We start from the raw sequence: 26260 nt of genomic DNA, 5'->3' as shown, positions 1-26260 counted from the left end.
AAGCGTCCTGCTTACTGACCCGAGGTCTGGGCAATGGGAAGAGGGCTGTCGTCGATCTGCACGGTTTCGCCGGGGCGGGCATGTTGCAGACCTTCGACGACAATGCGGTCGCCGGGCTTGAGACCACCGGTGACGATCCAGCGATTGTTCTGCACCGCGCCCAGTTGCACCGGTTGCTGGGCGACGCGCATCTGTTCGTCGACCGTCAGCACCTGGGCAATACCGGCGCTGTCACGCTGCACGGCGCGTTGCGGCACGGTGATGCCGTTGGCGATCGTTGCCTGTTCCAGACGTACGCGGATGAAACTGCCCGGCAGCAAATCCAGATCGGGGTTGGGAAATTCGCTGCGCAGGATGATCTGGCCGGTGCCCGGATCGACAGTGATATCGCTGAACAATAACTTGCCGGGCAGCGGGTACAGGCTGCCGTCGTCCTGGATCAGCGTGGCTTTGACCTGATCATGACCGACTTCCTGCAACTGCCCGGAACGGAACGCGCGGCGCAATTCATTGAGCTCGCGGGTCGACTGGGTGAGGTCGGCGTGGATCGGATTGAGTTGCTGAATCAGCGCCAGCGGCGTGGTTTCGTTCTGCCCGACCAAGGCACCTTCGGTCACCAGCGCACGACCGACGCGACCGGAAATCGGCGCAGTAACGGTGGCGTAACCCAGGTTCAGTTTCGCCCGTTCCACCGCGGCTTTATTCGCCGCTACGTCAGCAGCGGTCTGCCGCGCGTTGGCGCGGGCGTTATCGTAGTCCTGACCGCTGATGGCTTTGTCGTCGATCAACTGCGCATAGCGCTGCTCTTGCAGTTTCGCCTGGAACGCATTGGCTTCAGCCTTGCGCAGCGCGGCTTCGGCGCTGTCGAGGTCAGCTTTGAAGGGGGCCGGGTCGATGCGAAACAGCACGTCGCCTTTTTTCACGTCGCTGCCTTCGCGAAAGCTCCGTTGCAGGACCACGCCGGCGACTCGTGCGCGGACTTCGGCAATCCGTGGCGCGGCAATGCGCCCGCTGAGTTCGCTGCTGAGTGTCAGGGGATGCGCCTTGATCGTCTCGATGCGCACGGTGGCCGGCGGTGCCTGCACCTCGGTGTCCGACGATGAATCACAGGCGCTCAGCGTCAGCGCCAGCGCGATCAGGCCGAGCCCGGCCAGCAGTTTGTTCGACATGTACAACCCCCAATATTGAAGTCCGCATCCTACGGGCAGATGCCGAGATTAGCGGTGAAGCTTTGTAGGCGCTGTGTGAAATTGTGTAAGGGTTTTGCTCGGGGAGGGGTGAGGGCGTATATCCTGCAAGCCTTGAATTCTTTTGTGACCGTTAAACCGCTTTCGCGAGCAGGCTCGCTTCCACAATGGATCGCAGTCCAAGTGTGTGAGCGAGCCTGCTCGCGAAAGCGGTTCGACATCCACCACAGCAATATCTGGATCACCCATGCCCAACATCCTCTTGGTCGAAGACGACACCGCTCTCGCCGAACTGATTTCCAGCTACCTGGAGCGCAACGGTTATTCCGTCAGCGTAATCGGCCGTGGCGACCACGTGCGTGAGCGGGCACGGGCCAATCCGCCGGATCTGGTGATCCTCGACCTGATGCTGCCCGGCCTCGACGGCCTGCAGGTTTGCCGCTTGCTGCGCGCTGATTCGGCAATGCTGCCGATCCTCATGCTTACCGCCCGCGATGACAGCCACGATCAGGTGCTGGGCCTGGAAATGGGCGCCGACGATTACGTCACCAAACCGTGCGAGCCGCGTGTATTGCTGGCGCGAGTGCGCACACTGTTGCGCCGCAGCAGCCTGGGCGAGCCGCAGACGGTCAATGACCGTATCGTCATGGGCAATCTGTGCATCGACCTGTCCGAGCGCACGGTGACCTGGCGCGAGCAACCGGTGGAATTGTCCAGCGGCGAATACAACCTGCTGGTGGTGCTGGCCCGGCATGCCGGTGAAGTACTCAGCCGCGACCAGATTCTGCAACGCCTGCGCGGCATCGAATTCAACGGCACTGACCGTTCGGTAGACGTGGCGATCTCCAAGCTGCGGCGCAAGTTTGATGACCATGCCGGCGAGGCGCGCAAAATCAAGACTGTCTGGGGCAAGGGTTATTTGTTCAGCCGCTCCGAATGGGAATGCTGAACTGATGTTTCGCATCCTGTTTCGCCTGTATCTGGTGACCATCGTCTCCTACAGTGCGGCGATCTATCTGGTGCCGGATCTGGTGGTGATGGCGTTCCGAGATCGCTTCGTCACTTACAACCTCGATTTTTCACGTGGCCTGCAATCGCTGATTACCCGCCAGTTTCACGCGGTGCCGCACGATCAGTGGCCGGCCCTGGCAGCGTCGTTGGACAAGGATTTCCAGCCGCTGCACATCGTTCTCGCTCGAATCGATGACGCACAGTTCACTGACATCGAGCGGGAGCGCCTGCGCCGTAAGGAAAACGTTGTGCGCATCGGCGATTGGGGCTGGCGCACGCTGGCGGTAGCGGCGCTGGACGACACCACCGCGGTGAAGATGGTCGTGCCGCCCGATCCAGTTGATGTTGATCTGTTGTACTGGAGCATCAATGTGCTGATCGGCGCGACATTGCTGGCGTGCCTGTTGATGTGGTTGCGCCCGCACTGGCGTGATCTGGAGCGCCTGAAAGGCACTGCCGAACGTTTCGGTAAAGGGCATTTGAGCGAGCGCACGCACATCGCGCCAAGCTCGAACATCGGCAGCCTCGCGCATGTCTTCGACACCATGGCCGGCGACATCGAAAAACTGCTCAACCAGCAACGTGATCTGCTCAACGCCGTGTCCCATGAATTACGCACGCCACTGACGCGCCTGGATTTCGGCCTGGCGCTGGCGCTGTCCGACGAGTTGCCCACCGCCAGCCGTGAGCGTTTGCAGGGGCTGGTCGCGCACATTCGCGAGCTGGACGAATTGGTGCTGGAGTTGCTGTCGTACAGTCGCTTGCAGAATCCGGCGCAGCTGCCCGAACAGGTCGAGGTGTCGCTGGACGAATTCATCGACAGTATTCTTGGCAGTGTCGACGAAGAACTGGAGTCGCCGCAGATCGTTATCGACGTGTTGCTGCATGGTCAGCTCGAGCGCTTTTCGCTCGATCCACGCCTGACCGCGCGAGCAATCCAGAATCTGCTGCGCAACGCCATGCGCTATTGCGAGAAACGTATTCAGATTGGCGTGCAGGTCAATGCCGATGGCTGTGAAATCTGGGTTGACGACGACGGCATCGGTATACCCGATGACGAACGTGAGCGGATTTTCGAGCCGTTCTATCGGCTCGACCGCAGTCGTGACCGGGCGACCGGTGGATTTGGCCTGGGTCTGGCGATCAGCCGCCGGGCTCTGGAAGCGCAGGGCGGCACACTGACCGTCGAACCTTCACCGCTGGGTGGCGCGCGGTTCAGGTTGTGGTTGCCGACGAAAGCCTGAGGCTCCAGCACCTCGGAGATCGGTGTGGGAAATATCCCTGTGGGAGCGAGCCTGCTCGCGAAGGCGTCGGATCAGTCGACTTATGCTTCGCTCATAGACCGCCTTCGCGAGCAGGCTCGCTCCCACAGGGGGTGTGTTGTTCAGGCGAGCTCTGTCGATTGAATCAACTCAACGCCGGCGCTCTGCATTCTCTCCATCGCCGACTGCAGTGATCCATTCATATCAATTGCCCGACACGCATCCAGCACCACATAAGCATTGAAACCCGCCGCCCGCGCGTCCAGCGCGGAAAACATCACACAGAAATCCAGCGCCAGCCCGACCATATAAACCGTGTCGATTCCGCGCTCTTTCAGATAGCCCGACAAGCCAGTGGTGGTGCGGCGATCAGCTTCCAGAAAGGCTGAATAGCTGTCGATCTCAGGATTGCAGCCCTTGCGGATGATCAACTGGGCGTGCGGCAAGTCGAGGTCAGGGTGAAACCCGGCGCCGGCTGTGCCTTGCACACAATGCTCAGGCCACAGGGTTTGCTCGCCGTAGGGCAATTGAATGCTATCGAAGGGTTGCTTGCCGGGATGCCTTGAGGCAAACGAAGCGTGGCCCGGCGGGTGCCAGTCCTGGGCGATGATGACTTGGCTGAACTGGCGGGCGAGCCGGTTGATCAACGGCACGATCAGGTCACCTTCCGGCACTGGCAATTGCCCGCCGGGAATGAAATCGTTCTGCACGTCGATCACCAATAACGCAGCACGGGATGAATCAGGCATTGCGCGTCCTCCTTGAAAACAGTCGCTCAGCATAGTTCAGGACTGCTCATGCGCCGAGGCGGCTTTTGACAATTTCGCCTTGTGTTCCAGTTCTGGCGCAGCGTCGTGCCCGCTCGTGGGCCGGCGCTTGCTCGCCGCGTCCCGAGCGGGTGGCGAACAAGGGTTTGACCGTGTTGCCTGCCAGCCAAGGAACGCGCGATCGGCGAGGACGCCACCGGCAAACAACGCTGCCGCGGCGGCGCCGATAAACCAGCGACGGCTCAGCCTCGGTTTTTCAGGCGAGGGAATCGCGTCCAGCCGCGCCTGTAACCGTTCGAGCGGTGCCTGTTGCGCCAACTCGTCGTAGGCGTTTTGGAAGGGCATGTTACTGCGACTGAGCCACTGCACGCGCAGGTTGAGCAGGGCGTCGTCCGCGATGGCCTGTTCAAGCAGGCTGCGTTGCTCAGCGTCGAGTTCATGGTCGAGCCAGGCGACCAGTTGCTCATCTGATGGTGCCTTCATGAGTGATCAACCTCGTTAGAGGTCGGGACCGGGTACAGCGGTGGGTATTCAGCCAGTTTCAATCTGGCGGTGGCCAGACGCGTCATGACTGTCGCGACAGGAACGTGCAGAATTTCGGCGACTTCGCTGTAGGAAAAACCTTCGACATAAGCCAGATAAACCGTCTCGCGCTGAGTTTCCGGCAAGGCATCGACACGGCGAATGACCTGCGCAGCCATGACGTGTGGTTTCGCGGCAAAGGCATCGTGAGCCTCTGCGCCATTCCGGGCGGGTTCCTGACGCACCCGGCGCGAGCGAACTTCGTTGATCCAGATCGAATGCAGCAAGCCCAACAACCATCGCTCCATACGCATACCAGCCACGTACTGGCCTGTGCGTTCAAGGGCGCACACGCAAGTCGCGTGCACCAGATCCTCAGCCACATGCCGATTGCGCGACAACAGCAAACCGTAGCGCCACAGTCGCGCCAGATGTTGTCCGAGTTCTGCTCTGAAGGCCTGCTCGCTAATGGCGGCTTCCCTTATCAATGTTCAGGTTGTGATGAGTCGTGGACGGCACTGGTTTGCAACGCGCATTTCTGCGATTTGCTGTCCCAGACCTGACCTTTCGGGCATTCGGGTTTTTGCACCGGCTGGCCTTTTTCTTCAGCAGCCAGCGCCAACGGGCTAGAGATTACCGCGACCAACAGCCACGGGGCGGCGAACATAACGGAACGGATAGTCATGAGCAAGGCTCCCCAGAAGGTTCAGTCCGCGCGGGGACAAAACCGGGTGAAATTTTGTTTATTACATTGTCAGTGACTGTTCAGCGTGCGGATAAATTCAAGCGCTATGCTCGGGAGCATCTGCCGTCGATCCGATGTTTTTCCCGTAGGGAGCCTTGCCATGAACGATCAGGTCCATCGTTCAGTCGCGAGCGGTTACAAGACCGCCTTCGGCACCTACGTCAGAGGGGGTGATTGCAGCGGAGCCGCAATTGCGCGGCAGGGACGTGGTCAGGGTGCCCTGTGCAACGGCTGCGTTTGTGGTAGTCAAACGGGGCAGAGGCGGCCGGGCACCGTAAAGGAGAGTTGTGCGCGTCAGGGTTTGTCAAAGGGGGCAGACTTGTAAGGTGACAGGCCGCTGAAGTTGAACTCGCCTGACGTAACTTCGACAGTTGTACCATCGGTTGCGTGTTTAGCGGTGAATTCAATGCTGCCCTTCATTCGCGGATCTTCCACTGTAGGCACAACTTCCAGGTGTATTTTGCCGGTGGTTGACTGATACGATTTCAAATCGGCGTTAGTGCCTGAAGCATAGCTTGCCCTATAAGCCGGCTCCTCGATAAAGTCATGGTCACCCTCTGTGGCGTTCTCCGGTACATAGACACCTAGCCATACAAACTTATTATCTGGTGGGAAGCCTGATGGAATAATCTGTTTGCCCAGCCCCTGCCAATAAGTGTCTGGTGCTTGAAATCTTTCGGAGAGAAACACTTCTTCTGCCGCGAAAAGAGGGCGTTCACCCTTTTCCGTCTCCGCTGTAAATGTACCGGTAGTGCTTTTATTATCATCGCTCATTGCTTATTGCTCCCTGATGCATGAACCCAACGGGAGCGGACTCCCGGTGAAAGTCCAAGTTACCGCATCTGAATCTTTCCCATAACTGTCAGAGCTGACAGTTGACAGCCGCACTATTCGGGACTTTTCAATCGAAACCGCGGCCCCATGCTTGGCATCGTTACCGGAGAAAGCGAACCTGCTCGCAACGGAATTTTGCGCGACAACCGGTCATGCCGATCAGCTCGCGCGGGCCAGACCCGCAGCCTTCCGGTTGCGATCGCGAACCCCACGTACCAGCAGATACAACAACGGCCCAATCGAAACAAAAACCGCCGTCAGCAACAGATAAGGCACCACAGACCAAACCGACTGCCCGCGCGACCGGGAATCCTTGACCATCCAGATGCCCGCCAGCGTGGCCAGCAGGTACAGATCGATAACAACCTGAGCAGTGTCGGGGCGCGACATCAGGCTGATGCCAAAGTCGATCAATGACTGTTCGGCCTGGAGCATCACCGAAACGGTGTAACCGCCAAAAGCGAGCAAAGCCGTAAGCGGCAGGGCGATGGAGATCATGCGTGCCTTCCTTGGTGCGATGAGAGAGTCGCCACACTAACGCTTGCGGCTGAATTTGGCCATTGACTCGCCAGCAGCGCGCAGGCTACTTTCCGTTCCATGACTTCCACCGTATTGCGCTGCCAGCCAAGCATTATTACCGCCATTCCTCACTTGGCGGGCTAGCTCACGACTGCAGCACCCAACCCGCCCTCGAGGCGGGTTTTCACTTTCTGTCTCCGGGGTTCTGAAAAAACGTCAGGAGACGACCATGCCGCACAGCCCCGACCAGCAAGCCCTGCTTGAGCATTACGTGAAAAAGATCCTGGCCGCGCCGGTGTATGACATTGCCGTGCGCACGCCACTGCAAGCGGCGCCGGCGTTGTCGGATGCGCTGGGCAATCGGGTTCTGCTCAAGCGTGAAGACCTGCAGCCGACGTTCTCCTTCAAGATCCGTGGCGCCTACAACAAACTGGTGCAACTGAGCGAAGAGCAGAAAGCGCGCGGGGTCATCACCGCCTCGGCCGGCAACCATGCCCAGGGTGTGGCGCTGGCGGCACGCGAACTGGGTATCACAGCGACAATCGTGATGCCGTCCACCACGCCCGAGCTCAAGGTACAAGGCGTGCGCAGTCGGGGGCGGAAGCGCTGCTGCATGGCGAGAGCTTTCCCTTCGCGCTGGCTCATGCGCTGCAACTGGCCGAGCTCAGCGGACGCACCTTCGTGTCGCCATTCGATGATCCCGAGGTGATTGCCGGGCAGGGCACCGTGGCGATGGAAATCCTTCGCCAGCATCAGGGGAGCTGGACGCAATCTTTGTTCCGGTGGGCGGCGGCGGGCTGATTGCCGGCATCGCCGCTTACGTCAAATATCTGCGTCCGGAGGTGCGGATCATCGGCGTTGAATCCGAACATTCGGCTTGCCTGAAAGCTGCGCTGGATGCGGATCAACGTGTGGTGTTGCCCAGTGTCGGCACCTTCGCCGATGGCGTGGCAGTGGCGCAGATCGGCGCGTTTGGCTTCGAAGTCTGCCGATTTTGCGTGGACGAGGTGATCACCGTCAGCAATGACGATCTCTGTGCCGCGATCAAGAATATCTACGACGACACGCGCTCGATCACCGAGCCTTCCGGCGCCCTGGCAGTGGCAGGCATCAAGCAATACGTGGGACGAACGGGTGTGCAGGGGCGGACCTTCGTGGCGATTGATTCGGGCGCCAATATCAACTTCGACAGTCTGCGTCATGTCGCCGAGCGCGTCGCGGTGTGCGGCGTCCCGGCTTGATGAACGTTACGGCAGCATCGGGCGCAGGAAGCTGCGCTCGTAACTGACGATGAATTTCTTCTCTACAAGATTGGCAACCAGTGCGGTGCTTTCCGCGTCGGTCATCGCAACGTGCCGATAGCTTTCGTAGTCTGCCAGCGAGGGAAAGCTGAACAGACAATAAGCGATATTGCTGGCGCCTTCGGAGGGAAGGAAGTAACCGTGATGGGTGCCGCCCAAACGCTCAACAATGCCGAGCCAAGCCTTCGCATAATCTTCGAATTCGGCCAGTTGATAGGGATCGATGACGTATTTGACGTGGCAGGTAATCAAACCGTGCACTCCTTGCTGTGGTTATTCCGGCAGCGCCGTGCCGACTTTTTCAGATGCCGACCAGATCCGATATCTAACTTCTACGTCCGACGGTGCGTAGATGACAACCGGCAGTTTGCTGTTGTAACGCAGTTTGAAACCGTCACCGATAACCGGCACGAACACGCGTTTCTTTTGCGAACCCGGCGGGCAAGCCATCATTGTGCTCATCGGGCCGGTGACCGTTTCCAGGCGGTAGAACGGATAACCCCAGCCTTCGAGGTTCTTCTCGACGAGCGCACCGCCCAATCGCTGGCGATTGCAGTCGACCTCAAGGGTTTTGCCGGCGAGGATTTCGACTTGGTAGTTCTCTTCCTGCTCTTGTTTGGGCAGATGAATGACCTGGCGGGTGAAGCCGGTTTCAGCCTTTGGATACGGTGCGACGTCTTCGAGCTTGGCCGCGTGGGCGAGGGTGGACAGGCTGGCCACAAGCAGCCCGGTGATCGTATATACGCGTAAAGAACCCATGGAAGCCTCCGTGCGGGTGTCGGGGTAGTGGGGGGCATTCTTGCTGTCGTGAATGCTTAATGCAAATCGGGGCGTACTTGCAAAATGCAGTGCTCGGGGAGGTCTTTCTTGCATTTTGCAAATAGCAGAATGCTGGCCAGCGCGCCAAGTGACTGATTTCAAAGGAGTGAAAACAAGCCGATCAAAGGCACGTTTTATGCGTTCTTTCAGTGCGGCGCACCGGATTTGGGCGCCTACACTCCAATGGGCATTTCGCAGTACCGCCGCTTGACGCACCCAGGGAAACAGCGGGGACACACCCGCGCAGGGGCGCCACGGCCAGCGTGAATACTTGATTGGCATCTCACAGTAAGGAGAGGGTTCGCCATGTTTCTGTCTGCCTTGGAACTACGCAACATCATCGAAAGCAGTTTTCTGCCGAAACGCTGCCAATGCACGCTGTCGCCGGATTTGTCGATGACCGTCAAGGTCTTCGGCGATCATCGTACCGATCAGGTTGATCTGCAGGTCAACGGCATCGATGCCAGCCGGCTCAACAGCTGTCGCGAAATCAACAATCTGGTCGCGGGGCTGCGCTCCGATCTCGCTCAACAGACTGCGTTGCATCAGAGCACTGCTCGTTCGCGAGCCGTTTAACGCACCGTTTCACCCAGTTCGACCGTCACGCGCCGGGCCTGTACAAAACCAAGGCCCAGCGCGAACTCGACCAGCACCGCGAGCAAAATCCCGGGGCCGGCATGACCGTTGAGCCATTCCGCAAAACCCAGCACCGCCAACCCCAGACAACCAACGATAAACCCGTTGCTCAACGCATTGCGCCCCAGCGACGGCGGTGCATTGCGCACCAGATAAAACATCACTCCCAACGCCGCAAACAGCACCGCACTGCGCCGCGCGACAAAACCGGCCCCCTCGGAATATTCGACGCTCCAGATCGCCAGTAGCCGTTCGGGGAAAATGCCCCAGGCCAGCGCGAGCACAAAACACAGTGAACACGTGAGCCCGGACAACGTGCGAAACGACAACTGCATGGCGAATCCTTGCGGCAGTGAGGAAGGCTCCGAGCATAACCGCCGAAACCCCTCCCGCCTACCGCAAAGCCGCGAATCAGAAGTTTCTGTCAGTTTTGCAGCTGGCACGCGTCGGATAATTTCCGGTAGCTGATTTCCTCACGTTTGCCGTTGTTGTCGATGTACTTCATGTCAGCGGTGATGACCTTGCATTCCAGGGTGGCTGGCTCGGTCAGTGCGACTACCTTCGCTACTTGCAGCGGCATGCCGTACTTGTAGGGCACGGCGTTTGAGGGGGGGTTGTGTCATTGGCTTGGGCCAGCCCGGTGAATGCGGTGCAGGTGAGGGCGGCTGCGAGCAGTGAAAGACGAATGTTCATGAGAGGACTCCCGTGCGACGGTTCTGGAGTTCGGCGTGATTCCCGAATCTGCCGCACTGGGCAACAGCCAGAATGGTTGAGGGCGTGCGGTTCAGTGAAGTTTTTGACTACGGCGTTAAGGGACGGTTAACCAGGCTGAACGCGGGCTGTCTGGGGTGGCGTGGTTTTTCCGCGGGATGTTTGGCCAATTCCTACAAAGGCTGGTGCCTTGTCTGCTTCCGGCGGCTGGAGCGGGGCGGTTATTGTCGGTTGCCGCTGCAAAATCAGTGGTTCGGGTTTGGTCACCCGGGAATAATCGATTGCATATGTGCCATCATCTGCACTGCGGAGTTCTTTGACCGTAAAGTGCATAGCTGTGGCGGCCGTGTGCAGGACGCCTTCGGGCGAGCTGAGTTGATTGTTCTCGGTTGACCAAGCCTGTACACGGTCCGCCTCCCATCGTTTGGTCACGGTGTCGGCGGTTACTTTTGAAACAATCGAGTAATCAACATGCCAATAATCAAACTGATACAGAACCGCTATCTCCCCCTCAGCAGCAACGTCACCGAAATTCCGACACTGTTCATCGACACCCAAGCCAACCCGAAAGACATCCTCGAAGCCGCCGTCCAGCGCATCCGCGCCGCCGCCGATCTGCTCGAAACCTTACATTGCCTGTGCTTCAAGCACGCCGACGTGCAGGACGTTCCACACATCACCCATGCGCTTTACCTGCTGACGCAGGATGGCAATGACTTGCTGCAGGTGGCGCAGCAGCAGATGTTGAGTTGGAAGGCGCCGGTTTGATGAGAAACTGAAAGGACTCAGCCACGGGGCGGAGTGAGAAACGACCCGTGTTTCAGCGTGGTAAGGATTCCGTTGAGTGAGGACGCGGATCCAGCACCGTCGATGCCCACTCCAACCCGATACGATTGTTCGGCAGAAAATAGACATGCAACGTGTCATCGCCATGGTTGCGTGAAGGCAAGTGCACTTGCACTTCATGTCTTTCGATCTTCATCCCCAGTTCCTCTTGAGCTTTAGACATGCTCAGAACCCATGCAACTTTAGCGGTGTTGCCATCGATGCTCCAACAGCAGGTCACGCCTCCGTTACCGCCCCAGTGACCATTTACCCAATAGCTGCCGATGGGACGATCAATGTAGTTGTGGGATGTAAGGGCAGCACCGGGAGTACGAACACGGTCATGAATTAGAGATGTCACAAAAGCGGCCAGCAGCACTGCCGCGCAGATCAATATCTTCGAGCGACTGGACATGGGCGTCTGACTGAATCGCATATTCTTACTGCGCCTCACTGCTTTCCGAAACAGCTTTGGTTGGTCGGGGCTCAAATGGGCTAAACAAGTCAGGACTCCATCCGAGCCGTACTTTATTACCCGGATCAAAGCGCACATGCAGGTACTCATCGTGGGGGCCACGCTGGCGAAGCGAAAGCTGAGCTTCATGGTGCTCTTCTACCGCGCCCTGTATTTGCTGCTGTTTGGTCATGTCCAATATCCAGGTGATTTTGGCTGTGTCTCCCTCAAATTTGGAGCAGCACATTATTCCACCGCCGCCGTTGGCAAAAAGGTTCCCACCCCAAAATCCATTGACCCAGAAACTGAAAATCGGTCGCACCATGTGGTTTTCCGAAGTCATCATTGCACCTGGCGTGCGGAACAGTGCGAGGATTTTGGGGGTGGCGTAGCTAAGCAGCAATGCCAGTACAGCTAGGGCTATTCGTCTTCGTCGCCATGTGTGTTTCCGGCTGGCGTCCGCAGCAATATCTATCACGCGCATAAGGTCCAAAGCAGAGAGTTGTACTTATATTCTACGGCTGGATTCTGTTTTGAGAATGACAATGCCGATCAGTTAAGGACCGGTCGTACTCGGTTCAGAATCAAATGGGCTGATCAAGTTAGAACTCCATTTCAGCTCAACTGCGTTTCCGGGTAAAAAACGAACGTGCAGATAATCATCGCCTCGTGCTCGGTGAGGTAGAGGCACGTTTAACTCGTGATATTCTTTCTGCACACCTTTCCTTAGCTGATCGCCAGTTCGGCCGAGAGTCCAGGTAACCCGAACCGATTTCCCTACGATTTTCCTGCAACAAACAATCCCTCCGCCGCCCATTGCAGAAAGATTGCCACCCCCAAAATCATTTACTGAAAAAAAAGAAATTGGGCGATCCGTGTAATTCGATGACGTCAGCATGGCACCAGGGGTACGTAGTAGCTCCAGAATTTTCGGGGTGGCGTAGCAAAATAGTAAAGCCACCACACTAAGAACTATTTTTCGTCGTCGCCAGCTTTTTCTGAGGTGTGTATCTTTCAAAATATCGATCATGTAGCCTTCGGGTTCCTGGCTTGAGATCTAGAAACTTAGTATTTTAGATGACGCTTAATTATTTCTTGCTTGAATTTTTAATGTTTCAACCATTTTATCTGCCAAGTTTCTCTGGAAAGAAGGAGAGCGGTGAGTGAGTGGCTTTCCATTCTTCAGCGACAGCTTTTGAGCTCTCTATCTGTTCAGGCGTCATTTTGCTCCCAATTTCTTCGAGAGTATCTTGAACGAAATCTTGAATAGCGCCTCCACCATCCAGCTCTTTCAGCAGACTAATCAGTGCATAACCTTTAACAAGGTCTAGGGGATAGCCAACTTGGTCAGGCGCATGGGCAATGTAAGAGCCATAACTGCTAATAGCTTTTTGGTCGCCCGTTTCAGCTGCTGCCTGAAGCCAACGGCGCACCCCTTCAAGATCGCCTTTCTTATACAGGATCTCAATGTATTCCATCATTGCTTTTGGGTTGCCGCCTTCAGAGGCAGCTTTCAGCCATTTGCTGATGGCCTCATCACGTTTTCCAGGTAAAAGAAAAAATCCCTCCCCTTGTCGATCACCGACGGCCATCCAATATTGCGCGAGCGCATAACCTGCGCTTGCAGATTTTTCTAACCAAGTACGATCAAAATTTATTTCATACATTAAATATAGCGACTCAGGGTCACCTGTCCTCACTTCCTTCATTACTTGATTTTTTGCTTGGCTCAACCACTCGGAGCTTGATTTTTTGCTAGTGGGGCAATTATCCATTTTTTTGCAAAGGTCATCATTTTGACGGTCTAACTGAATCATTGCGAATATGGATCCGTTATTCGCGGCTGCTTCATACCAATGCTGCGCTTCGGGCGTCATATATCGATTGCGCTTCCGAAGAGCTTCGCCTAAATAATACTGTGCTTCAGGGTCGCCTGCCTCTGCTGCGATGGTCAAAAAGGAAATGGCTGAGGCTGTCTTGTATTGGTTGTAGAGGGTAATGCCGTTATCTCTGGCAGATTCCTGCTCGATATTCAGTTGGGCTTCCACGTATGAGGGAAGCAGTGTCATGAATAACAGGAGAACGGCGAAATACTTCATTGGGTTTATCAGTCTGACTCGTCAAAAAAGATCATGCTAATCAGTCTTCAGCGGCTTAGTTTGTCTGGGTAAAATGAAAGGGGGGGTGAGTTGCCTTCCATTCTTCTGCAAATCTTTTACCTTTGGTAATTTGCTCAGCTGTCATCTTCGCTTCAATTTTAGGTAGTTTGCTCTCCACTCTTGCTTGTAAACCTCCACCCCCATCTAGCTCCTTCAAGGTGTAAACCAGGGCATAACCTTTTACGACATCGAGCGGGAATCCATAGGTGTCTGGCTCATGAGCAAGATCAGAGCCGTAACCATAAACCGTGGTGGCATAGCTTGCTAAAGCGGCTTGCTCATTCCAATGACGGAATCCCTCAATATCACCTTTTTCATAAAGAAGTGCTCCGTATTCCATCATTGCAGGCGGGTAGCCGCCCTCAGCAGAGGCTTTGAATAATTGTTCAACAGCTTCAGAGCGTTTCCACGGTAGGAATACGCCATCTCCTTGATGGTAGCTTTTAGCTAACAAGTACTGTGAGAATCGGTGATTTTTTGCAGCCGCTTTTTCTAACCAAGTTGTATCGAGTGTTAGCTCATACATGATGTACATGGCTTCTGGGTTTCCATCCTCAGCCTCAGGCTGAGCGATGCTAGATGCTTGATTCAGCCAGTCTGATGGTTTTTTTCTGTAGGTGGACAGTCTTCTGATAATTTACATAGATCCTTTTGTACTCGCCCAAGCTGGATCATTGCGTAAAGATCCCCTTGAGCAGCTGCCATTTCATACCACTTTTTAGCTTCAGGATTCATATAGCTATTTTTTTGCCGCAACGACTCAGCTAGATAATATTGTGCCTCATGGTCTCCAGCCTCTGCCGCTATTTTTAGTAGCGGGTGTGCAGTACTTGCTTCAAGTTGATTATACAGAGTTATCCCGCGAGATTTAGCTGCAAGTTCTGAGTCGCTCAGCGCCAGTGCGTTGGAGGTCAGAGCGACAAGAAAAAAACTGCGGCAAGAAATTTCACAGTGGTTAACGGCTTAGTTTGTCAGGGAAGAAAGACAGGGGCGAGTGCGAAGAAGCCCATTCTTTGGAAAGCTTTTTAGCTGCTTCAATCTGTTCAGCAGACATTTTTGCCGCGATTCTAGGTAACGTGTATTCAACGTTTTCCTTCATGCCACCCCCTCCGTCTAGCTCGGACAACCAGGATATAAGCGCATAGCCTTTGATAAGGTCGAGGGGATATCCGAATGTATCGGGCTCATGAGCTAGGTCAGCACCGTATCCGAAAACAGTAGGCGCATACCCTGTTAACGCCGCCTGTTCATTCCAGTGGCGAAATCCCTCAATATCGCCACGTTTATACAGTATTTCACCATATTCCATCATCGACTTAGGGTAACCGCCTTCAGCCGAAAGCTTAAACCACCTTTCAACTGCTTCGCTTCGTTTCCAAGGCAGGAAAAAACCATCACCTTGCTTGAGGGAGACCGCCATCCAATATTGCGCAAATGCATCTCCCGCAGAGGCGGCCTTTTCCAACCAGGTATCATCTAGCGTTATTTCGTACATTATGCACATCGCCTCCGCATCTCCAGCCTCGGCTTTTTCTTGAGCGATTTTTTTTGCCTGATTTAACCATTCTATTGGTGGCTTCTGAGAAGAAGCGCAGTCGTTGGATATTTCACACATATCATGCTCAATGCGGCCCAATTGAATCATGGCATAAAGATTGTTCTGATTTGCTGAGGCTTCATACCACTTTCTGGCCTCTTTGTTCATGTAATGATTTTTCTTTCGAATTGCTTCGCCTAAATAATACTGTGCTTCAGGGTCGCCTGCCTCTGCTGCGATGGTCAAAAAGGAAATGGCTGAGGCTGTCTTGTATTGGTTGTATAGGGTAATGCCGTTATCTCTGGCAGATTCCTGCTCGATATTCAGTTGGGCTTCCACGTATAAGGGAAGCAGTGTCATGAATAACAGGAGAACGGCGAAATACTTCATTGGGTTTATCAGTCTGACTCGTCAAAAAAAGATCATGCTAATCAGTCTTCAGCGGCTTAGTTTGTCCGGGTAAAATGAAAGGGGGGGGTGAGTCGCCTTCCATTCTTCTGCAAATCTTTTACCTTTGGTAATTTGCTCAGTTGTCATCTTCGCTTCAATTTTAGTTAGTTTGCTCTCCACTCTTGCTTGTAAACCTCCACCCCCATCTAGCTCCTTCAAGGTGTAAACCAGGGCATAACCTTTTACGACATCGAGCGGGAATCCATAGGTATCTGGCTCATGAGCAAGATCAGAGCCGTAACCATAAACCGTGGTGGCATAGCTTGCTAAAGCTGCTTGCTCATTCCAATGACGGAATCCCTCAATATCACCTTTTTCATAAAGAAGTGCTCCGTATTCCATCATTGCAGGCGGGTAGCCGCCCTCAGCAGAGGCTTTGAATAATTGTTCAACAGCTTCAGAGCGTTTCCACGGTAGGAATACGCCATCTCCTTGATGGTAGCTTTTAGCTAACAAGTACTGTGAGAATCGGTGATTTTTTGCAGCCGCTTTTTCTAACCAAGTTGTATCGAGTGTTAGCTCATACATGATGTACATGGCTTCTGGGTTTCCATCCTCAGCCTCAGGCTGAGCGATGCTAGATGCTTGATTCAGCCAGTCTGATGGTTTTTTTTCTGTAGGTGGACAGTCTTCTGATAATTTACATAGATCCTTTTGTACTCGTCCAAGCTGGATCATTGCGTAAAGATCCCCTTGAGCAGCTGCCATTTCATACCACTTTTTAGCTTCAGGATTCATATAGCTATTTTTTTGCCGCAACGACTCAGCTAGATAATACTGCGCTTCATGGTCACCAGCCTCTGCCGCTATTCTTAGTAGAGGGGCCGCTGAGACGGCTTTAAGTTGATTGTAAAGGATTACTCCTTGATGTTTTGCTTGCGACTGGTTGGTGTCCAAGTCGGCATTTGCTTGGTTGGCAATGACAAGTATTGATGCGGCTAAAAGTAGTTCTATAAGGCGCATGTTCTTTTCTCAAATGTTACCGGTTGGGGCTATGTATTTGGCTGTGCCAGACGGTATGTAAGTTCGGCCGAAGAACTGGGATCTCTGACATTGTCCATCCTTTTTCGCGCCTAGCACTTTTACGTGGGACAAATAATCGGCGCGCATGTCATCACCGGCACGGTTCGTTAGGCGGAGAACCGGGTCTGCCATGAAGTTGTCAAGTAAAAGCCTGTTCTCGCAATAAAACTGTTCTGCGTTTGCTGGCTTTATTCCGAACTTATTCATAGACATGCATATGTCTTCAAACTGAGTTTGCGCTTTGTCAACGGTATTGTCTTTCTGCGCGCGCTTAAGGAGCCAAGACAAAATTTTCTCAATGGCTTGCTGTTGCAGTAAATGTGACTCTTCCTCACTATATTTAATCGTATCGTCTTTTTCTGCTATTTTCCCTGTGGGGCTGGTAATGGTCACAGAAAAATCACTTGGAGGACTGATCAGGGTCAGAAGTAGAGGGCCTAAAGCTCCGGGTATAGCGTTTATGCACCACTCCTCGAGTTCATGTTGGTTCTCATAAGACATAATGGTTTGCGCTATCGCACTGCCTTTGCCTGTTGCAGTTAAGGTCTCATAAAGCGTCATTACCGCATCAGCGCCCATAAGATAAATCATGCGAATATCAAAACCGCCAATGCCCAACGTATTTAACTTTGAAAGGTACGCATAGGTTTCGTCTTCAATGACAAAGTATGGGTTCTGGTTGTTTTTATAGAGTTCTCTACGAAACATGTTAAGCAACTCTGTGACGGCATCGTAGCCGACTTCGAACTTGAAGGAGCCTCCGACGCCTGGGCCTGCAATCAACGCTGCTTTGAGCACCAGAATCAGACGGCCCTCATGCAGGGAAATACTTGCTTCGGCCCTCGCTCCGAGACCGGCAGCGGCGTTGAGTTCCACGGTCAAACGCGCAAGGCTGAACCATTCGCTGGCTTTCATTCCGGCGGCTTTTCCGGAAACGGGCGCTTTGGTTAGCAAGGCTACTTCGGAGGGTGGAGCCCAGTTTAGTGCTCCGGTGACCATGATCCCGGTTTGAAGGCCAGCGAACAGATTGAATGCGGCTTTTGCGCCGTCCTGTATCTGTAGCGTTTCAGGAGCTTTTTTAATTTGGTCGCTTTTTTCAGTTCTCGCATAGCTGCGCTTGTCGGGGTTGCGCACCACCGGTTCCGGAGGCGCCAAATGGAAGCCAGCGTTACCGACATCCAATGCAATTTCCGAGGAAAGCAGCAACGATGCACCGGCGTAGCCCCAAGCCTTCGCGCCTAGATAGAGCGAAAACCGTCCGAGATTCATCTTTTGCTGTATATCTTCGGCATTTCGGTAGGTGATGACGATATCTTTCGCGCTAGCACGGTCTGGTAAGTCGACTTTAAAAAGTTCGACCTCACCTCTGGCAAGATCAACGGCAAAAGTGGCCTTGGCCGAGGCTTGGAACCCTTCTGCCAGAGTCCAGCCCGGCCCTTCTACTTTTGTCGACGAGTGGATGGTCTCCGTGGTGGAGGGCATCAGGCAACGAACCAGTTGGGCTTGCGGTGTGATGTCGAAAATCCGGAAGGTCTTGCGTACGTTGTCCTTGAACAACACTTGCTGCAATCGGTCCCCCCACTCTTTACGGGTACCAGCGTTCTCCAGCGCAGTGACCTTGTACTTTTTGTTTTCAAGGTAAGCGTTGAATTTTTCGATTTCGAACCACCCTTCGGCGGAGAACCAATCGCTTTCCTGGTCCTTGATTCTTAGCGCGCCTTCGCCTTTCAGCCACTGTCCGAACAAGCTCAGTTCAGTGTCCGTCGCTGCTTTTCCATCGCTGTTGCCCGGACGCTTCGCCAGATCTTTGACTTTGGCGCCAACTTTCTTCCAGTCATCCTTAACGGTCTGTTTGAGTCGTGGTAGCGAATACATGCTGAGGTAAGTCAGCGGTTTTTTCAGGCTGTCCGCCATGCTCATCTCGGCCAACGGAAAGCCGTTTTTGATCAAGCGCTCTTCAGGTCTTGCCTGAAATTGCTCTGGCTCCCACAACAGATGACGGCGAACAGTCGCCGTTGCCACATTGCTCTCAGCCCGAAGACGTAGTTTTTCTTTCGACGCCTGCAAACTGTCCCAGGCGGCACGTTCAATAGTGACCAGGTTGGTGGGCGCTTTTGCTTGCCGGCCACTTGCCTCGATCCAGCCTTTGTACTTGGCACTGAGGCGTTCATTGACGTCCTTTTGCTCTTTCTCGAGCGCCATATACTGCTTGAACAGGTCGACACCACTTTCGACTGCTCCGCCCTCAGGAATCAATGCGAACTCCGGCAGGGCAATTCCGTATTGCGCAACGTCGATGATGGCGTCCAGATAAGCGCTGTAGGTAGCTTTCCTTTCCTTGCGTTTGATTTCCTGGTCGCGCACATAGGTGCAGAGCATCAACTGATTGTTAGTGCCGCACATCGCGATGTCGTCGATTCGCTTTTTGTCTTGAACGAGCATCGGCGCGAGCTCTGCCGAGGTTAACGTGGTGAGATCCTTGTCCTCTAACAGCGCTTCTCGCGCTTTCAGGTACTTTTGAACAGCTTCACGAGCCGCAATGGCTTTGGGCGCATAAAGGTTGCCGCTTTCGTACGCGTAGCCTTTTTCCTTGGCGGCGGCAATGGCCATGCGCTTGAGCTTTTGCCATTCGCTATGCATGCCGCGTACGCGGGTTGCAGCATCCCGGGCGGCCATGAATTGGTTTCTTTTGAGTTGGTCTTGTTCAAGGGCGGTAAGCGGGGCGGTAGATTCTGCTGCTGGCGCTGTGGTTGTTAAGTTCTGCTGAGCCTCCAAGAGCGCTGCATCCAGATTGCTGATGTTCGGATGTTGAGCTTCGATTTCAAGCATCCGTGCCTTCTCTTCACCCTCAAGAAAGTTTGCCAGTTTAGGCTCAAGGAAATACTCAAGGAGCCCCGACTCGTATAGACCTTTTTTCCGTTCTTCGGGAGATTTGCTTGAGCTGACCTTCTGCTCCAAGTCACTGGAAGCTTCTTTCAAGGCGGAGTTTGTCCGCTCTGGCAGTAACCAGAAGGATTCATTTTCCGTATCGTAAATTGCACTGCCATAAATGGTGGAGCAGGGCGTTTTCACTTTGTCGTGATCGCTTGGTGTGTCTTCTGGCGCTTCGGGCTGTTCACCTATATCCCGAGGCGGTTTTGCACAAGTTTCATCTGCCACTACTTGTGTTGCAGGTGCCGACTCGGTGTTAGGTGCTGCGCTGGTATTTTGTTCCATTTCGCTTCCATTCATTCTGTACTGACGGGTCATCAAGCAGCGCTGACAGCTAGTTGCTGCAACTGCTGGACTTTGATGAACGACTCTTCCCTGGATTGCAGGATGGCCATCACTTCTGGCTGCGTTTCGAGCAGAGGACCGTTGGTGATTGCGCCCAGCTTAAGCAGATGGCGACCTTCATAAATGTTGTGGTCAACCAGCGTCTGGAGGTTCGCCACGAGGTGGGGTAGTTGTTCATCGGTAGGATCACCGTAAGCAGCGTATTGCTCGTCTGCCCAATAAACCCATCCAAGATGCGCCTGAACGCTCGGTGCTTCAGGCGGCAGATTGAAAGCTGAAACGTCGCCCAGCCATTCAAGTTCCGAAACGGCGCGCCAACTCAGCCATCGACCGCGATTCCGCCCGAAGTGGGCCGGCGCCGGGCTGTATATACGCTGCCAGGGCCCGAAGAGTTGGTGCAAACTTTCACCGGTGGTATAGGCCAGCGCAGCCCACAGACTAGGTTTGTGATAGCTCAACAAACTCTGGCCGCCAGAACCATCATTGGCTCGCAGGAGCCAACGTGCGTGCGCCAATGACTTGATCGGATCCGCGGTGGTAAGGGCGATGCCAGAGTAGTTCTCTTCGCACAGTTTTGCCGCCTCGGCGGCCAGACGACTGCCCCAAGGTGCGACCAGCCAGAGAGGCCCGTCGGCGGCGATTTCAGCAAAATCGGTATTGAGAAAAAGAGCTTGTGCCTCCACAGGTTCACCGACGCGGTAAAGGCGGCTCATGGCCTCTGGCTGGCGGACGCGGTCAATGATGAAACATAGCGTCACATCAGAGCTTTCTCTCGGCAGTTCCTCGAATGAGTAACGTGGAGCTTCAAGGAGGGTGCTCAGCGCTTTTACATGCATGTGCAATCCTTACGGCTGCAAGCGCCGTTACTTTGTTTTCCGCACAACGGCGTGATGCCGGACTCGCTCAGGCGCTTGGGTAGCGGAATAGGGACGGTACCAGCCTTATCCGCATCCACAACCTTCATCGGCCCCGGCAACAACGGCGCCGCCGGCGTGCCCACCCCAGGCGCACCACCGGTATTAACCTTCACCTCAGCGCCGCTGATGGTCACGCCACCGGCGTCGACTTTTACGAAGCTGCCGCCGGCCTTGGCGGTCAGTTCCATCGCGCCTTCGACCACCACTCGCTGGCCTGCGTAGTAATGGATTTCGTTGCCAGCCTCAACAAACTGCCCAGTCCCCACCTTCACATGCTGCGTCACACCCACCGTCAGGTGATCATCCGCGCGCATTTCGCTGATGCGGTCCAGATGGGTAATCCGGTGTTCTTCAACCTTGAATTCGCTTAGGGTGTTTGCTTCAACAGTGTCATGCCGTTCGTTGCCGACGCGGATTTTCTGGTCGTGTTCGATGTTTTCGTCCCAGTCGCGCTGGGCGTGGATGTAGATCTGTTCGGCGCCTTTCTTGTCTTCGATGCGGAATTCGTTGTAGCCCTTGCCGCCCGGGGAGCTGAGGGTTTTGAAGGTGCTGCGGGTCTTGTTCGCCGGCAGGTCGTAGGGGACGACGTTTTCCTTGTGGTACAGGCAGCCGCTAACCAGCGGCTGGTCGGGGTCGCCTTCGAGGAAGGTGACGAGGACTTCCATGCCGATGCGCGGGATGGCGATGCCGCCGTAGGCCGCGCCGGCCCAGCCGCTGGCGACGCGCAGCCAGCAGGTGGTTTTGTCGTCGGACTGGCCGTCGCGGTCCCAGTGGAACTGCACTTTGACGCGGCCGTACTGATCGCAATGGATCTCTTCGCCGGCAGGGCCGGTGACGATCGCGGTCTGGCTGCCGAGGACTTTCGGTTTCGGGTGTTCGAGGGCAGGGCGGTAGTGTGCGTCCCACGGCGTGGCGAGGAAGCTGTTGCGGTAGCCCTGGTGGAAATCGCTTTTGTTGTCGGTGACGTCGCTGGTGACGTTTTCGCCGAGCACTTGCGGTTGTTTGCCTTCGTGGAAGACTTCGAGCAGCAGCCACAGGTCGTTCCATTCGGCGCGCGGGTGTTCGGCGAGCGTGAGGAAATGGCCGCTGGTCAGCGTTGGTTCGTCACCTTTGCCTTCGGCGAGTTTGTAGTCGCTGCGATGGCGTTCCAGCGCACGCGACGAGAGGAACTTGCCGCGTTCGCGGGTGGTGAAGCGACCGGGGTAGTCGTAATCCTCGAGGTCCGGGGCGAATTCGGATTTGACCGCACCCTCGGGCAAAAGCTTGGGTTTCTCGAAATCGTAATCGCGGCGGCTGACGCGGGTGGTGCGGGTTTCCAGGCGCAGATTGAAGCGTTTGATCACCGGTTTGTCGGCGGCCATGCCGGAGTCCTGCTGGTAGCTCACCGGTTTGAGCTTGCGGAAGACCGTCTGATCGTCGCCGAACACCAGTTTGTGGCCGCTGCTGCTGTGCTGGAAGTGGAAGTGAATGCCTTCCTCTTCGCACAGGCGCTGGATGAAATGCAGGTCGGACTCGTCGTACTGCACGCAGTAATCGCGTTCCGGGTACTCGGCGCCGAGCTGGAAACTGTAGGCGTCGGCGAGGATGCCGCGGTCTTCCAGTACCTGAGCGATTATTTTCGGCACGGTCAGTTGCTGGAAAATCTGCTGATCGTGGTTGTGCCGCAGGTAGGCCAGTTGCGGGACCAGGCTGAGGCTGTAACGGGTCAGGGTCTTGCCGGAGTCGCCTTGCTCGATGCGATAGACCAGGCCGTGGATCTTGCCTTCGCCGGTGGCGCCGAAGGTCAGCACGCCGGGCTTGTGCAGCAGCTCTTCGAGATTGAGGTCGGGGCGGGCGCTGACCAGTTCGAGGTCGAAACGGAACGGCTCATTCAGGGCTTCGCGACCGGTGAAGCTGAGGACCTGCAGGTCGGCGTTGGCGCCTTCCAGGGTGAGGGTGATGTGGGTAGCGTTGGCGTCCAGCATGCCTTGAATTCCGTCCGTGAATAAGCAGGACACAGATGTTGCAGGATTCAGCCGTCTCGTTCAAGGCGCAAAAGGCGTAGGTGGGGTGGGGCTGGGGTATAGGGAAAACCCTTAGGGGTAGCGTTTCGGCCAATGAAATCGGGTGGTTGGCGGAATGTGGCCTTCGGTATTGGCGACTTTTCTTACGCGCTGGTGCTGAAGAAACAACCGTCAAAGTTGCCGGGGAGTACGGCAGGTGGCGATCTTTGGCGTCTGGTCGATGGCTTTCGCGAGCAGGCTCGCTCCCACAGGGGATTGGTGTCGTAGTGGGGGGCAGAGGCTGGTTTTCAGCATTTCAGTGACTGGACGTCAGCTATCGCGAGCAGGCTCACTCCTTGTATGTTGCCCTCACACCAGTCGATTGAGATCTAAGCTCGCTGGTGCGGACATACGAAGATGTGTTTCTGGGGAGACCGATCACTCCTAAAGGCAGGACTTGCTCCTGACCTTGTCTGTAGAGAGGTCCCCCGCCTCATTGCCCACCACGAAGAGTATCGAGAAGCCGACAAGTCGGACTTCGCATTACAAGGTTGCAGTGGCATGAAGTTCGAGGTCAGGGGAACCAGGATGCATTTCTAACCCAGTTCACTCGGAGTTGAAAGCATGAGCATGCATGTCGGTTTGGATGTGGGGTCTCGCACGACCGCCATGGGCTGGCGCAACGACGGCCGTTTTGCAGGTGCCTGCAACATCGACCAAACGCCCGCCGGGCGCAAAGCAGCGGTCAACAGATTGCTCGAGCTCAAGCCTTTATCCGTAGTGATGGAGGCCACCGGCATCTATTACCTGGATTTGGCCATGGAACTCAATGCGGCGGGTTTGCCCGTTTCGGTTATCAACCCGAAGAGCTTTCATAACTTTGCCAAGCTGATGTTGAAAAACAGCAAAACCGATGCGATCGATGCCCAGCTGCTAGCTGAATACGGCGAACGCATGAGTCCAAAATTGTGGACGCCGCCCACGACCATACAGCTGGAACTGCGGGCTATCGGAAGGCATATCAATCGTTTGACGTGTCATCGCACCCGAGCCAAGAACGAGCTGCATGCGCTGAAAGCTACTCAAACAACCGTGAAAATGCTGATTGAAGACGAAGAAGAAGCCATTGAAGCTTTTGACAAGCGAATCGAGCGTTTCAGGCTCGCAGGTCGGGCGCTGATCGACAATTGCCCAACCCTAAGCGCCCAGTTCGGGCACATGATCGCAGCGCCAGGCATGGGCGAAATTTCAGTATTTTCGGCATTGGCTGAATTGACGACCTTGCCAGTGACGCTTAAGTCCGCCCAGGTCAGCCGACATGCAGGGCTCGATGTGCGGCTTACGCAATCAGGTACCAGCATCGATAAACCTGGACGGATAAGTAAGGGCGGAAACGCCTACCTACGCTCAGCGATGTATATGCCAGCGCTGACTGCCATACGTTGCGACAGTAACGTGAAAGCTTTTTACGAAGCCTTGATCGGGCGAGGGAAAAGAAAGATGCAGGCCATCATCGCCGTCATGCGCAAATACCTGACCGGCTTGTGGGCCTGTATGCGAGCCGGCGAAGATTTCAATACGGCCAAGCTTTTTAGCGAGAAACACCTCGCAAAAGCTTGACCGTGAACAGAGTATCTACAGGGGAATGGGTTTCAGGCATGAGAGTTCAACTATGGAAGTTGGCCCTGCTAGCGACGGCGGTCGAACGTTCACCATTACAACCAATGCCAGAACCGGCTCCAGAATCCGCGGTTCAAGTCCTCTTTGCACCCGGCGTATTGCCGTGCGTAAGTGTCGGAGCGTACCTGCACCTTGCGCGCGGTCGGGGGCAGCCAGGCTTTGCTGGCGTAGGTCTTGTTGCGGAAGCCGCCCCAGCCTTCGTGGTAGTTGAGGTACTGGTTGTAGGCGTCGTATTTGTAGATGCCATTGATCGAGGTGGTCTTGTCCATGTACCAACCGATGAAATCGATGGCGTCATCGAAGTCTTCGCGGTCGGCCCAGTTGCGGCCGGTGCTTTTCTGGTAGTCGGCCCAGACTTCATCCTTGGCCTGGGCGTAGCCCGAGGCGGTCGACACCCGGCCCCACGGGATCACCCACAACAGATATTTGCGCGGGGTCTTGGCGTCGTAGCGGTAGCCGGATTCCTGATACATGATCGCGAAGGGCACCTGAATCGGCACGCCCCAGCGTTTTTGCGTGACTTGCGCGGCGTCGTACCAGTCGCTTTTTTCGCGAAAGATTTCGCAGATGTCTTCTGGCGAACGGGGCGGCGAGGTGCCGCACCCGGTCATCAGTGCTGCCAGTGTCAGTAGTCCAAGCGTCTGCCCGTATTTCAAAAGCGGTATCCCGTCGTGCGCAAAAAAGCCGACAGTCTACGCGCTCAGCTCAACTGCTGACGATAGGGCAGATCCGGACCGGTCTTGCTGCAGGTCAGCGCGGCGGCCTGGACGGCGAAACGCAGCATGGCGTCGATCTGTTCGCGCGCCAGTTGTTGCACGCCTTCGACCGAATCCAGACCGTGCTCGGTGAGCCAGGTAATCAGCGCCGCCTGGAAGGTATCGCCAGCGCCCACGGTGTCGGCGATTTTCACCGAGACTGCCGGCACCGACCAATGACCATGCTGACGGCTGAAGACGCTGGCGCCGTCGCCGCCACGGGTGAGGAAAACGATCTGGCAGCGATGCTCGAGCCAGCGTTCGATGACCTGCTGCGGATCCTGTTCGGGATAGAGCAGGCTCAGGTCCTCGTCGCTGACCTTGATCAGGTCCACCAGCGGCACCAGCGTGGCGATGCTTTCGCGCCACAACTCGATGTTCGGCTCGGGATTGAGGCGTACGTTCGGGTCGAGGGTGATCAGGCGCTGGCCGCTTTCGCGCTGCACCAGTTGCAGCAGGGCGTCGCCAATTGGCTGCACCACCAGCGAGAACGAGCCCACGTGCAGGCCGCGCACCTCGGTACCGAGGATCGGCAGGTGCGCCGCGCTCAACTGCCGGTCGGCGCAGCCTTCGCCACGAAAGCTGTAATGCGGCGAGCCGTTGGCACCGACCGCGACCATCGCCAGCGTGGTCGGCGCGGCGAACTCCACCAGATAATCCGGGCGCACGCCTTCGTCTTTCAAGACCTGCTGCAAGCGCCGACCGAGGTAGTCGGTGGACAAGCCGCCAAACAACGCCGAGTCCACACCCAAGCGGCGCAAACCGACGGCGACGTTGAACGGCGAACCGCCGGCGATCGCCTTAAAATTGACCTTCGAGGCCAGACCGCTGGCATCGTCTTCACTGAAAAAATCGAACAGGGCTTCGCCACACACCAGGTACATGATT

At 55.5% G+C, this 26260-nt stretch carries 26 protein-coding genes and 3 pseudogenes; 6 read left to right on the top strand and 23 right to left on the bottom strand.

The window, feature by feature from the left end:
• Positions 1 to 11: 11 nt before the first annotated feature.
• The gene (locus tag M0746_RS12455; RefSeq protein WP_258449391.1) at positions 12 to 1169 is read right to left on the bottom strand and encodes an efflux RND transporter periplasmic adaptor subunit; all 1158 of its coding nucleotides are present in this window, start codon (positions 1167 to 1169) and stop codon (positions 12 to 14) included.
• Positions 1170 to 1434: 265 nt separating this feature from the next.
• On the opposite strand from M0746_RS12455, the gene M0746_RS12450 reads away from it, so the two are divergent.
• Both M0746_RS12450 and M0746_RS12445 read left to right on the top strand, forming a co-directional pair.
• The gene (locus M0746_RS12450; protein ID WP_258449390.1) at positions 1435 to 2136 is read left to right on the top strand and encodes a response regulator transcription factor; all 702 of its coding nucleotides are present in this window, start codon (positions 1435 to 1437) and stop codon (positions 2134 to 2136) included.
• A 4-nt stretch (positions 2137 to 2140) separates the two neighbouring features.
• Positions 2141 to 3442, top strand: a complete 1302-nt coding sequence (locus tag M0746_RS12445; protein WP_258449389.1) for an ATP-binding protein — start codon at positions 2141 to 2143, stop codon at positions 3440 to 3442.
• A gap of 140 nt (positions 3443 to 3582) precedes the next feature.
• On the opposite strand, the gene pncA is transcribed toward M0746_RS12445, so the two are convergent.
• From pncA to M0746_RS12415, 6 genes and pseudogenes are all read right to left on the bottom strand, one after another.
• On the bottom strand, positions 3583 to 4209 hold the full coding sequence (gene pncA / locus M0746_RS12440; RefSeq protein ID WP_258449388.1) for a bifunctional nicotinamidase/pyrazinamidase: 627 nt from the start codon (positions 4207 to 4209) through the stop codon (positions 3583 to 3585).
• A gap of 168 nt (positions 4210 to 4377) precedes the next feature.
• Positions 4378 to 4710, bottom strand: a pseudogene (locus tag M0746_RS12435) (transcriptional regulator); the annotation flags it as partial.
• On the bottom strand, positions 4707 to 5180 hold the full coding sequence (locus M0746_RS12430; RefSeq protein ID WP_446731297.1) for an RNA polymerase sigma factor: 474 nt from the start codon (positions 5178 to 5180) through the stop codon (positions 4707 to 4709). The gene M0746_RS12430 and the pseudogene M0746_RS12435, both read right to left, overlap by 4 nt.
• Positions 5181 to 5233: 53 nt before the next feature.
• Positions 5234 to 5434 (bottom strand): hypothetical protein, encoded by a 201-nt coding sequence (locus M0746_RS12425; protein ID WP_208941157.1) that lies wholly within the window; start codon positions 5432 to 5434, stop codon positions 5234 to 5236.
• A 354-nt stretch (positions 5435 to 5788) separates the two neighbouring features.
• Complete coding sequence (locus M0746_RS12420) at positions 5789 to 6268, bottom strand: hypothetical protein (protein ID WP_258449387.1); 480 nt, start codon at positions 6266 to 6268, stop codon at positions 5789 to 5791.
• A gap of 219 nt (positions 6269 to 6487) precedes the next feature.
• Entirely contained in the window at positions 6488 to 6826 is a 339-nt protein-coding gene (locus tag M0746_RS12415) for a DUF2834 domain-containing protein (protein ID WP_208937452.1), read from the bottom strand.
• A 250-nt stretch (positions 6827 to 7076) separates the two neighbouring features.
• On the opposite strand from M0746_RS12415, the pseudogene ilvA reads away from it, so the two are divergent.
• Positions 7077 to 8061 (top strand): annotated as a pseudogene (gene ilvA / locus M0746_RS12410) (threonine ammonia-lyase, biosynthetic); the annotation flags it as partial.
• A gap of 33 nt (positions 8062 to 8094) precedes the next feature.
• Here ilvA and M0746_RS12405 read toward each other — a convergent pair.
• Both M0746_RS12405 and eco read right to left on the bottom strand, forming a co-directional pair.
• Positions 8095 to 8400, bottom strand: coding sequence for an NIPSNAP family protein (locus M0746_RS12405; protein ID WP_258449386.1), 306 nt, complete (start codon positions 8398 to 8400; stop codon positions 8095 to 8097).
• A 21-nt stretch (positions 8401 to 8421) separates the two neighbouring features.
• Complete coding sequence (gene eco / locus M0746_RS12400) at positions 8422 to 8907, bottom strand: serine protease inhibitor ecotin (protein ID WP_258449385.1); 486 nt, start codon at positions 8905 to 8907, stop codon at positions 8422 to 8424.
• A 366-nt stretch (positions 8908 to 9273) separates the two neighbouring features.
• Between eco and M0746_RS12395 the strand changes: the two genes are divergently transcribed.
• Positions 9274 to 9543, top strand: a complete 270-nt coding sequence (locus tag M0746_RS12395; protein ID WP_258449384.1) for a DUF1652 domain-containing protein — start codon at positions 9274 to 9276, stop codon at positions 9541 to 9543.
• Here the strand turns inward: M0746_RS12395 and M0746_RS12390 are convergent.
• Together M0746_RS12390 and M0746_RS12385 are read right to left on the bottom strand one after the other, a co-directional pair.
• A complete protein-coding gene (locus M0746_RS12390; protein WP_203417854.1) occupies positions 9540 to 9938 on the bottom strand; it encodes a hypothetical protein in 399 nt (132 codons plus the stop codon). The two genes, M0746_RS12395 and M0746_RS12390, sit on opposite strands and share 4 nt — an antisense overlap.
• 89 nt (positions 9939 to 10027) lie before the next feature.
• Positions 10028 to 10296, bottom strand: a pseudogene (locus tag M0746_RS12385) (DUF2790 domain-containing protein).
• A 489-nt stretch (positions 10297 to 10785) separates the two neighbouring features.
• Between M0746_RS12385 and M0746_RS12380 the strand changes: the two are divergent.
• Positions 10786 to 11082 carry a hypothetical protein gene (locus M0746_RS12380; protein WP_258449383.1) on the top strand — a complete coding sequence of 99 codons (297 nt, stop codon included), beginning with the start codon at positions 10786 to 10788 and terminating at the stop codon, positions 11080 to 11082.
• A 52-nt stretch (positions 11083 to 11134) separates the two neighbouring features.
• On the opposite strand, the gene M0746_RS12375 is transcribed toward M0746_RS12380, so the two are convergent.
• The 10 genes from M0746_RS12375 to M0746_RS12330 form a co-directional block, all read right to left on the bottom strand.
• Complete coding sequence (locus M0746_RS12375) at positions 11135 to 11554, bottom strand: DUF3304 domain-containing protein (RefSeq protein WP_258449382.1); 420 nt, start codon at positions 11552 to 11554, stop codon at positions 11135 to 11137.
• A gap of 25 nt (positions 11555 to 11579) precedes the next feature.
• A complete protein-coding gene (locus M0746_RS12370; RefSeq protein ID WP_258449381.1) occupies positions 11580 to 12077 on the bottom strand; it encodes a DUF3304 domain-containing protein in 498 nt (165 codons plus the stop codon).
• A 72-nt stretch (positions 12078 to 12149) separates the two neighbouring features.
• A complete protein-coding gene (locus M0746_RS12365; protein WP_258449380.1) occupies positions 12150 to 12623 on the bottom strand; it encodes a DUF3304 domain-containing protein in 474 nt (157 codons plus the stop codon).
• A gap of 94 nt (positions 12624 to 12717) precedes the next feature.
• Positions 12718 to 13692 carry a tetratricopeptide repeat protein gene (locus M0746_RS12360; RefSeq protein ID WP_258449379.1) on the bottom strand — a complete coding sequence of 325 codons (975 nt, stop codon included), beginning with the start codon at positions 13690 to 13692 and terminating at the stop codon, positions 12718 to 12720.
• 55 nt (positions 13693 to 13747) lie between these two features.
• Entirely contained in the window at positions 13748 to 14287 is a 540-nt protein-coding gene (locus M0746_RS12355) for a sel1 repeat family protein (RefSeq protein ID WP_258449378.1), read from the bottom strand.
• A gap of 420 nt (positions 14288 to 14707) precedes the next feature.
• A complete protein-coding gene (locus M0746_RS12350) occupies positions 14708 to 15679 on the bottom strand; it encodes a tetratricopeptide repeat protein (protein WP_258449377.1) in 972 nt (323 codons plus the stop codon).
• A gap of 48 nt (positions 15680 to 15727) precedes the next feature.
• Entirely contained in the window at positions 15728 to 16702 is a 975-nt protein-coding gene (locus M0746_RS12345) for a tetratricopeptide repeat protein (protein WP_258449376.1), read from the bottom strand.
• Between the two features lie 9 nt (positions 16703 to 16711).
• Entirely contained in the window at positions 16712 to 19978 is a 3267-nt protein-coding gene (locus M0746_RS12340) for a hypothetical protein (RefSeq protein ID WP_258449375.1), read from the bottom strand.
• A 32-nt stretch (positions 19979 to 20010) separates the two neighbouring features.
• Positions 20011 to 20874: a DUF4123 domain-containing protein gene (locus M0746_RS12335; protein WP_258449374.1), complete on the bottom strand. Its 864-nt coding sequence runs from the start codon at positions 20872 to 20874 to the stop codon at positions 20011 to 20013.
• The gene (locus M0746_RS12330) at positions 20865 to 22919 is read right to left on the bottom strand and encodes a type VI secretion system Vgr family protein (protein WP_258449373.1); all 2055 of its coding nucleotides are present in this window, start codon (positions 22917 to 22919) and stop codon (positions 20865 to 20867) included. Before M0746_RS12330 ends, M0746_RS12335 begins: the two co-directional genes overlap by 10 nt.
• Positions 22920 to 23561: 642 nt before the next feature.
• Here M0746_RS12330 and M0746_RS12325 point away from each other — a divergent pair.
• Complete coding sequence (locus tag M0746_RS12325) at positions 23562 to 24557, top strand: IS110 family transposase (RefSeq protein ID WP_258449372.1); 996 nt, start codon at positions 23562 to 23564, stop codon at positions 24555 to 24557.
• Between the two features lie 95 nt (positions 24558 to 24652).
• On the opposite strand, the gene M0746_RS12320 is transcribed toward M0746_RS12325, so the two are convergent.
• Together M0746_RS12320 and M0746_RS12315 are read right to left on the bottom strand one after the other, a co-directional pair.
• Complete coding sequence (locus tag M0746_RS12320) at positions 24653 to 25273, bottom strand: transglycosylase SLT domain-containing protein (RefSeq protein ID WP_258449371.1); 621 nt, start codon at positions 25271 to 25273, stop codon at positions 24653 to 24655.
• 44 nt (positions 25274 to 25317) lie between these two features.
• Positions 25318 to 26256 (bottom strand): carbohydrate kinase family protein, encoded by a 939-nt coding sequence (locus M0746_RS12315; RefSeq protein ID WP_258451476.1) that lies wholly within the window; start codon positions 26254 to 26256, stop codon positions 25318 to 25320.
• Positions 26257 to 26260 lie beyond the last annotated feature (4 nt).

The organism is Pseudomonas sp. S11P7 (assembly GCF_023195435.1).
GTDB lineage: Bacteria > Pseudomonadota > Gammaproteobacteria > Pseudomonadales > Pseudomonadaceae > Aquipseudomonas > Aquipseudomonas fluorescens_G.
This window is presented reverse-complemented; position numbering and strand designations above follow the sequence as displayed.

Bases quoted from the DNA above. Each gene is read 5' to 3' on its own strand.
- M0746_RS12315 (WP_258451476.1), bottom strand. From the start codon at position 26,256: ATGTACCTGGTGTGTGGCGAAGCCCTGTTCGATTTTTTCAGTGAAGAC.
- M0746_RS12365 (WP_258449380.1), bottom strand. From the start codon at position 12,623: ATGATCGATATTTTGAAAGATACACACCTCAGAAAAAGCTGGCGACGA.
- M0746_RS12375 (WP_258449382.1), bottom strand. From the start codon at position 11,554: ATGTCCAGTCGCTCGAAGATATTGATCTGCGCGGCAGTGCTGCTGGCC.
- eco (WP_258449385.1), bottom strand. From the start codon at position 8,907: ATGGGTTCTTTACGCGTATATACGATCACCGGGCTGCTTGTGGCCAGC.
- M0746_RS12335 (WP_258449374.1), bottom strand. From the start codon at position 20,874: ATGCATGTAAAAGCGCTGAGCACCCTCCTTGAAGCTCCACGTTACTCA.
- M0746_RS12390 (WP_203417854.1), bottom strand. From the start codon at position 9,938: ATGCAGTTGTCGTTTCGCACGTTGTCCGGGCTCACGTGTTCACTGTGT.
- M0746_RS12370 (WP_258449381.1), bottom strand. From the start codon at position 12,077: ATGCGCGTGATAGATATTGCTGCGGACGCCAGCCGGAAACACACATGG.
- M0746_RS12380 (WP_258449383.1), top strand. From the start codon at position 10,786: ATGCCAATAATCAAACTGATACAGAACCGCTATCTCCCCCTCAGCAGC.
- M0746_RS12395 (WP_258449384.1), top strand. From the start codon at position 9,274: ATGTTTCTGTCTGCCTTGGAACTACGCAACATCATCGAAAGCAGTTTT.
- M0746_RS12360 (WP_258449379.1), bottom strand. From the start codon at position 13,692: ATGAAGTATTTCGCCGTTCTCCTGTTATTCATGACACTGCTTCCCTCA.
- pncA (WP_258449388.1), bottom strand. From the start codon at position 4,209: ATGCCTGATTCATCCCGTGCTGCGTTATTGGTGATCGACGTGCAGAAC.
- M0746_RS12455 (WP_258449391.1), bottom strand. From the start codon at position 1,169: ATGTCGAACAAACTGCTGGCCGGGCTCGGCCTGATCGCGCTGGCGCTG.
- M0746_RS12415 (WP_208937452.1), bottom strand. From the start codon at position 6,826: ATGATCTCCATCGCCCTGCCGCTTACGGCTTTGCTCGCTTTTGGCGGT.
- M0746_RS12450 (WP_258449390.1), top strand. From the start codon at position 1,435: ATGCCCAACATCCTCTTGGTCGAAGACGACACCGCTCTCGCCGAACTG.
- M0746_RS12345 (WP_258449376.1), bottom strand. From the start codon at position 16,702: ATGCGCCTTATAGAACTACTTTTAGCCGCATCAATACTTGTCATTGCC.
- M0746_RS12445 (WP_258449389.1), top strand. From the start codon at position 2,141: ATGTTTCGCATCCTGTTTCGCCTGTATCTGGTGACCATCGTCTCCTAC.
- M0746_RS12420 (WP_258449387.1), bottom strand. From the start codon at position 6,268: ATGAGCGATGATAATAAAAGCACTACCGGTACATTTACAGCGGAGACG.
- M0746_RS12330 (WP_258449373.1), bottom strand. From the start codon at position 22,919: ATGCTGGACGCCAACGCTACCCACATCACCCTCACCCTGGAAGGCGCC.
- M0746_RS12425 (WP_208941157.1), bottom strand. From the start codon at position 5,434: ATGACTATCCGTTCCGTTATGTTCGCCGCCCCGTGGCTGTTGGTCGCG.
- M0746_RS12340 (WP_258449375.1), bottom strand. From the start codon at position 19,978: ATGGAACAAAATACCAGCGCAGCACCTAACACCGAGTCGGCACCTGCA.
- M0746_RS12325 (WP_258449372.1), top strand. From the start codon at position 23,562: ATGAGCATGCATGTCGGTTTGGATGTGGGGTCTCGCACGACCGCCATG.
- M0746_RS12350 (WP_258449377.1), bottom strand. From the start codon at position 15,679: ATGAAGTATTTCGCCGTTCTCCTGTTATTCATGACACTGCTTCCCTTA.
- M0746_RS12355 (WP_258449378.1), bottom strand. From the start codon at position 14,287: ATGTACATCATGTATGAGCTAACACTCGATACAACTTGGTTAGAAAAA.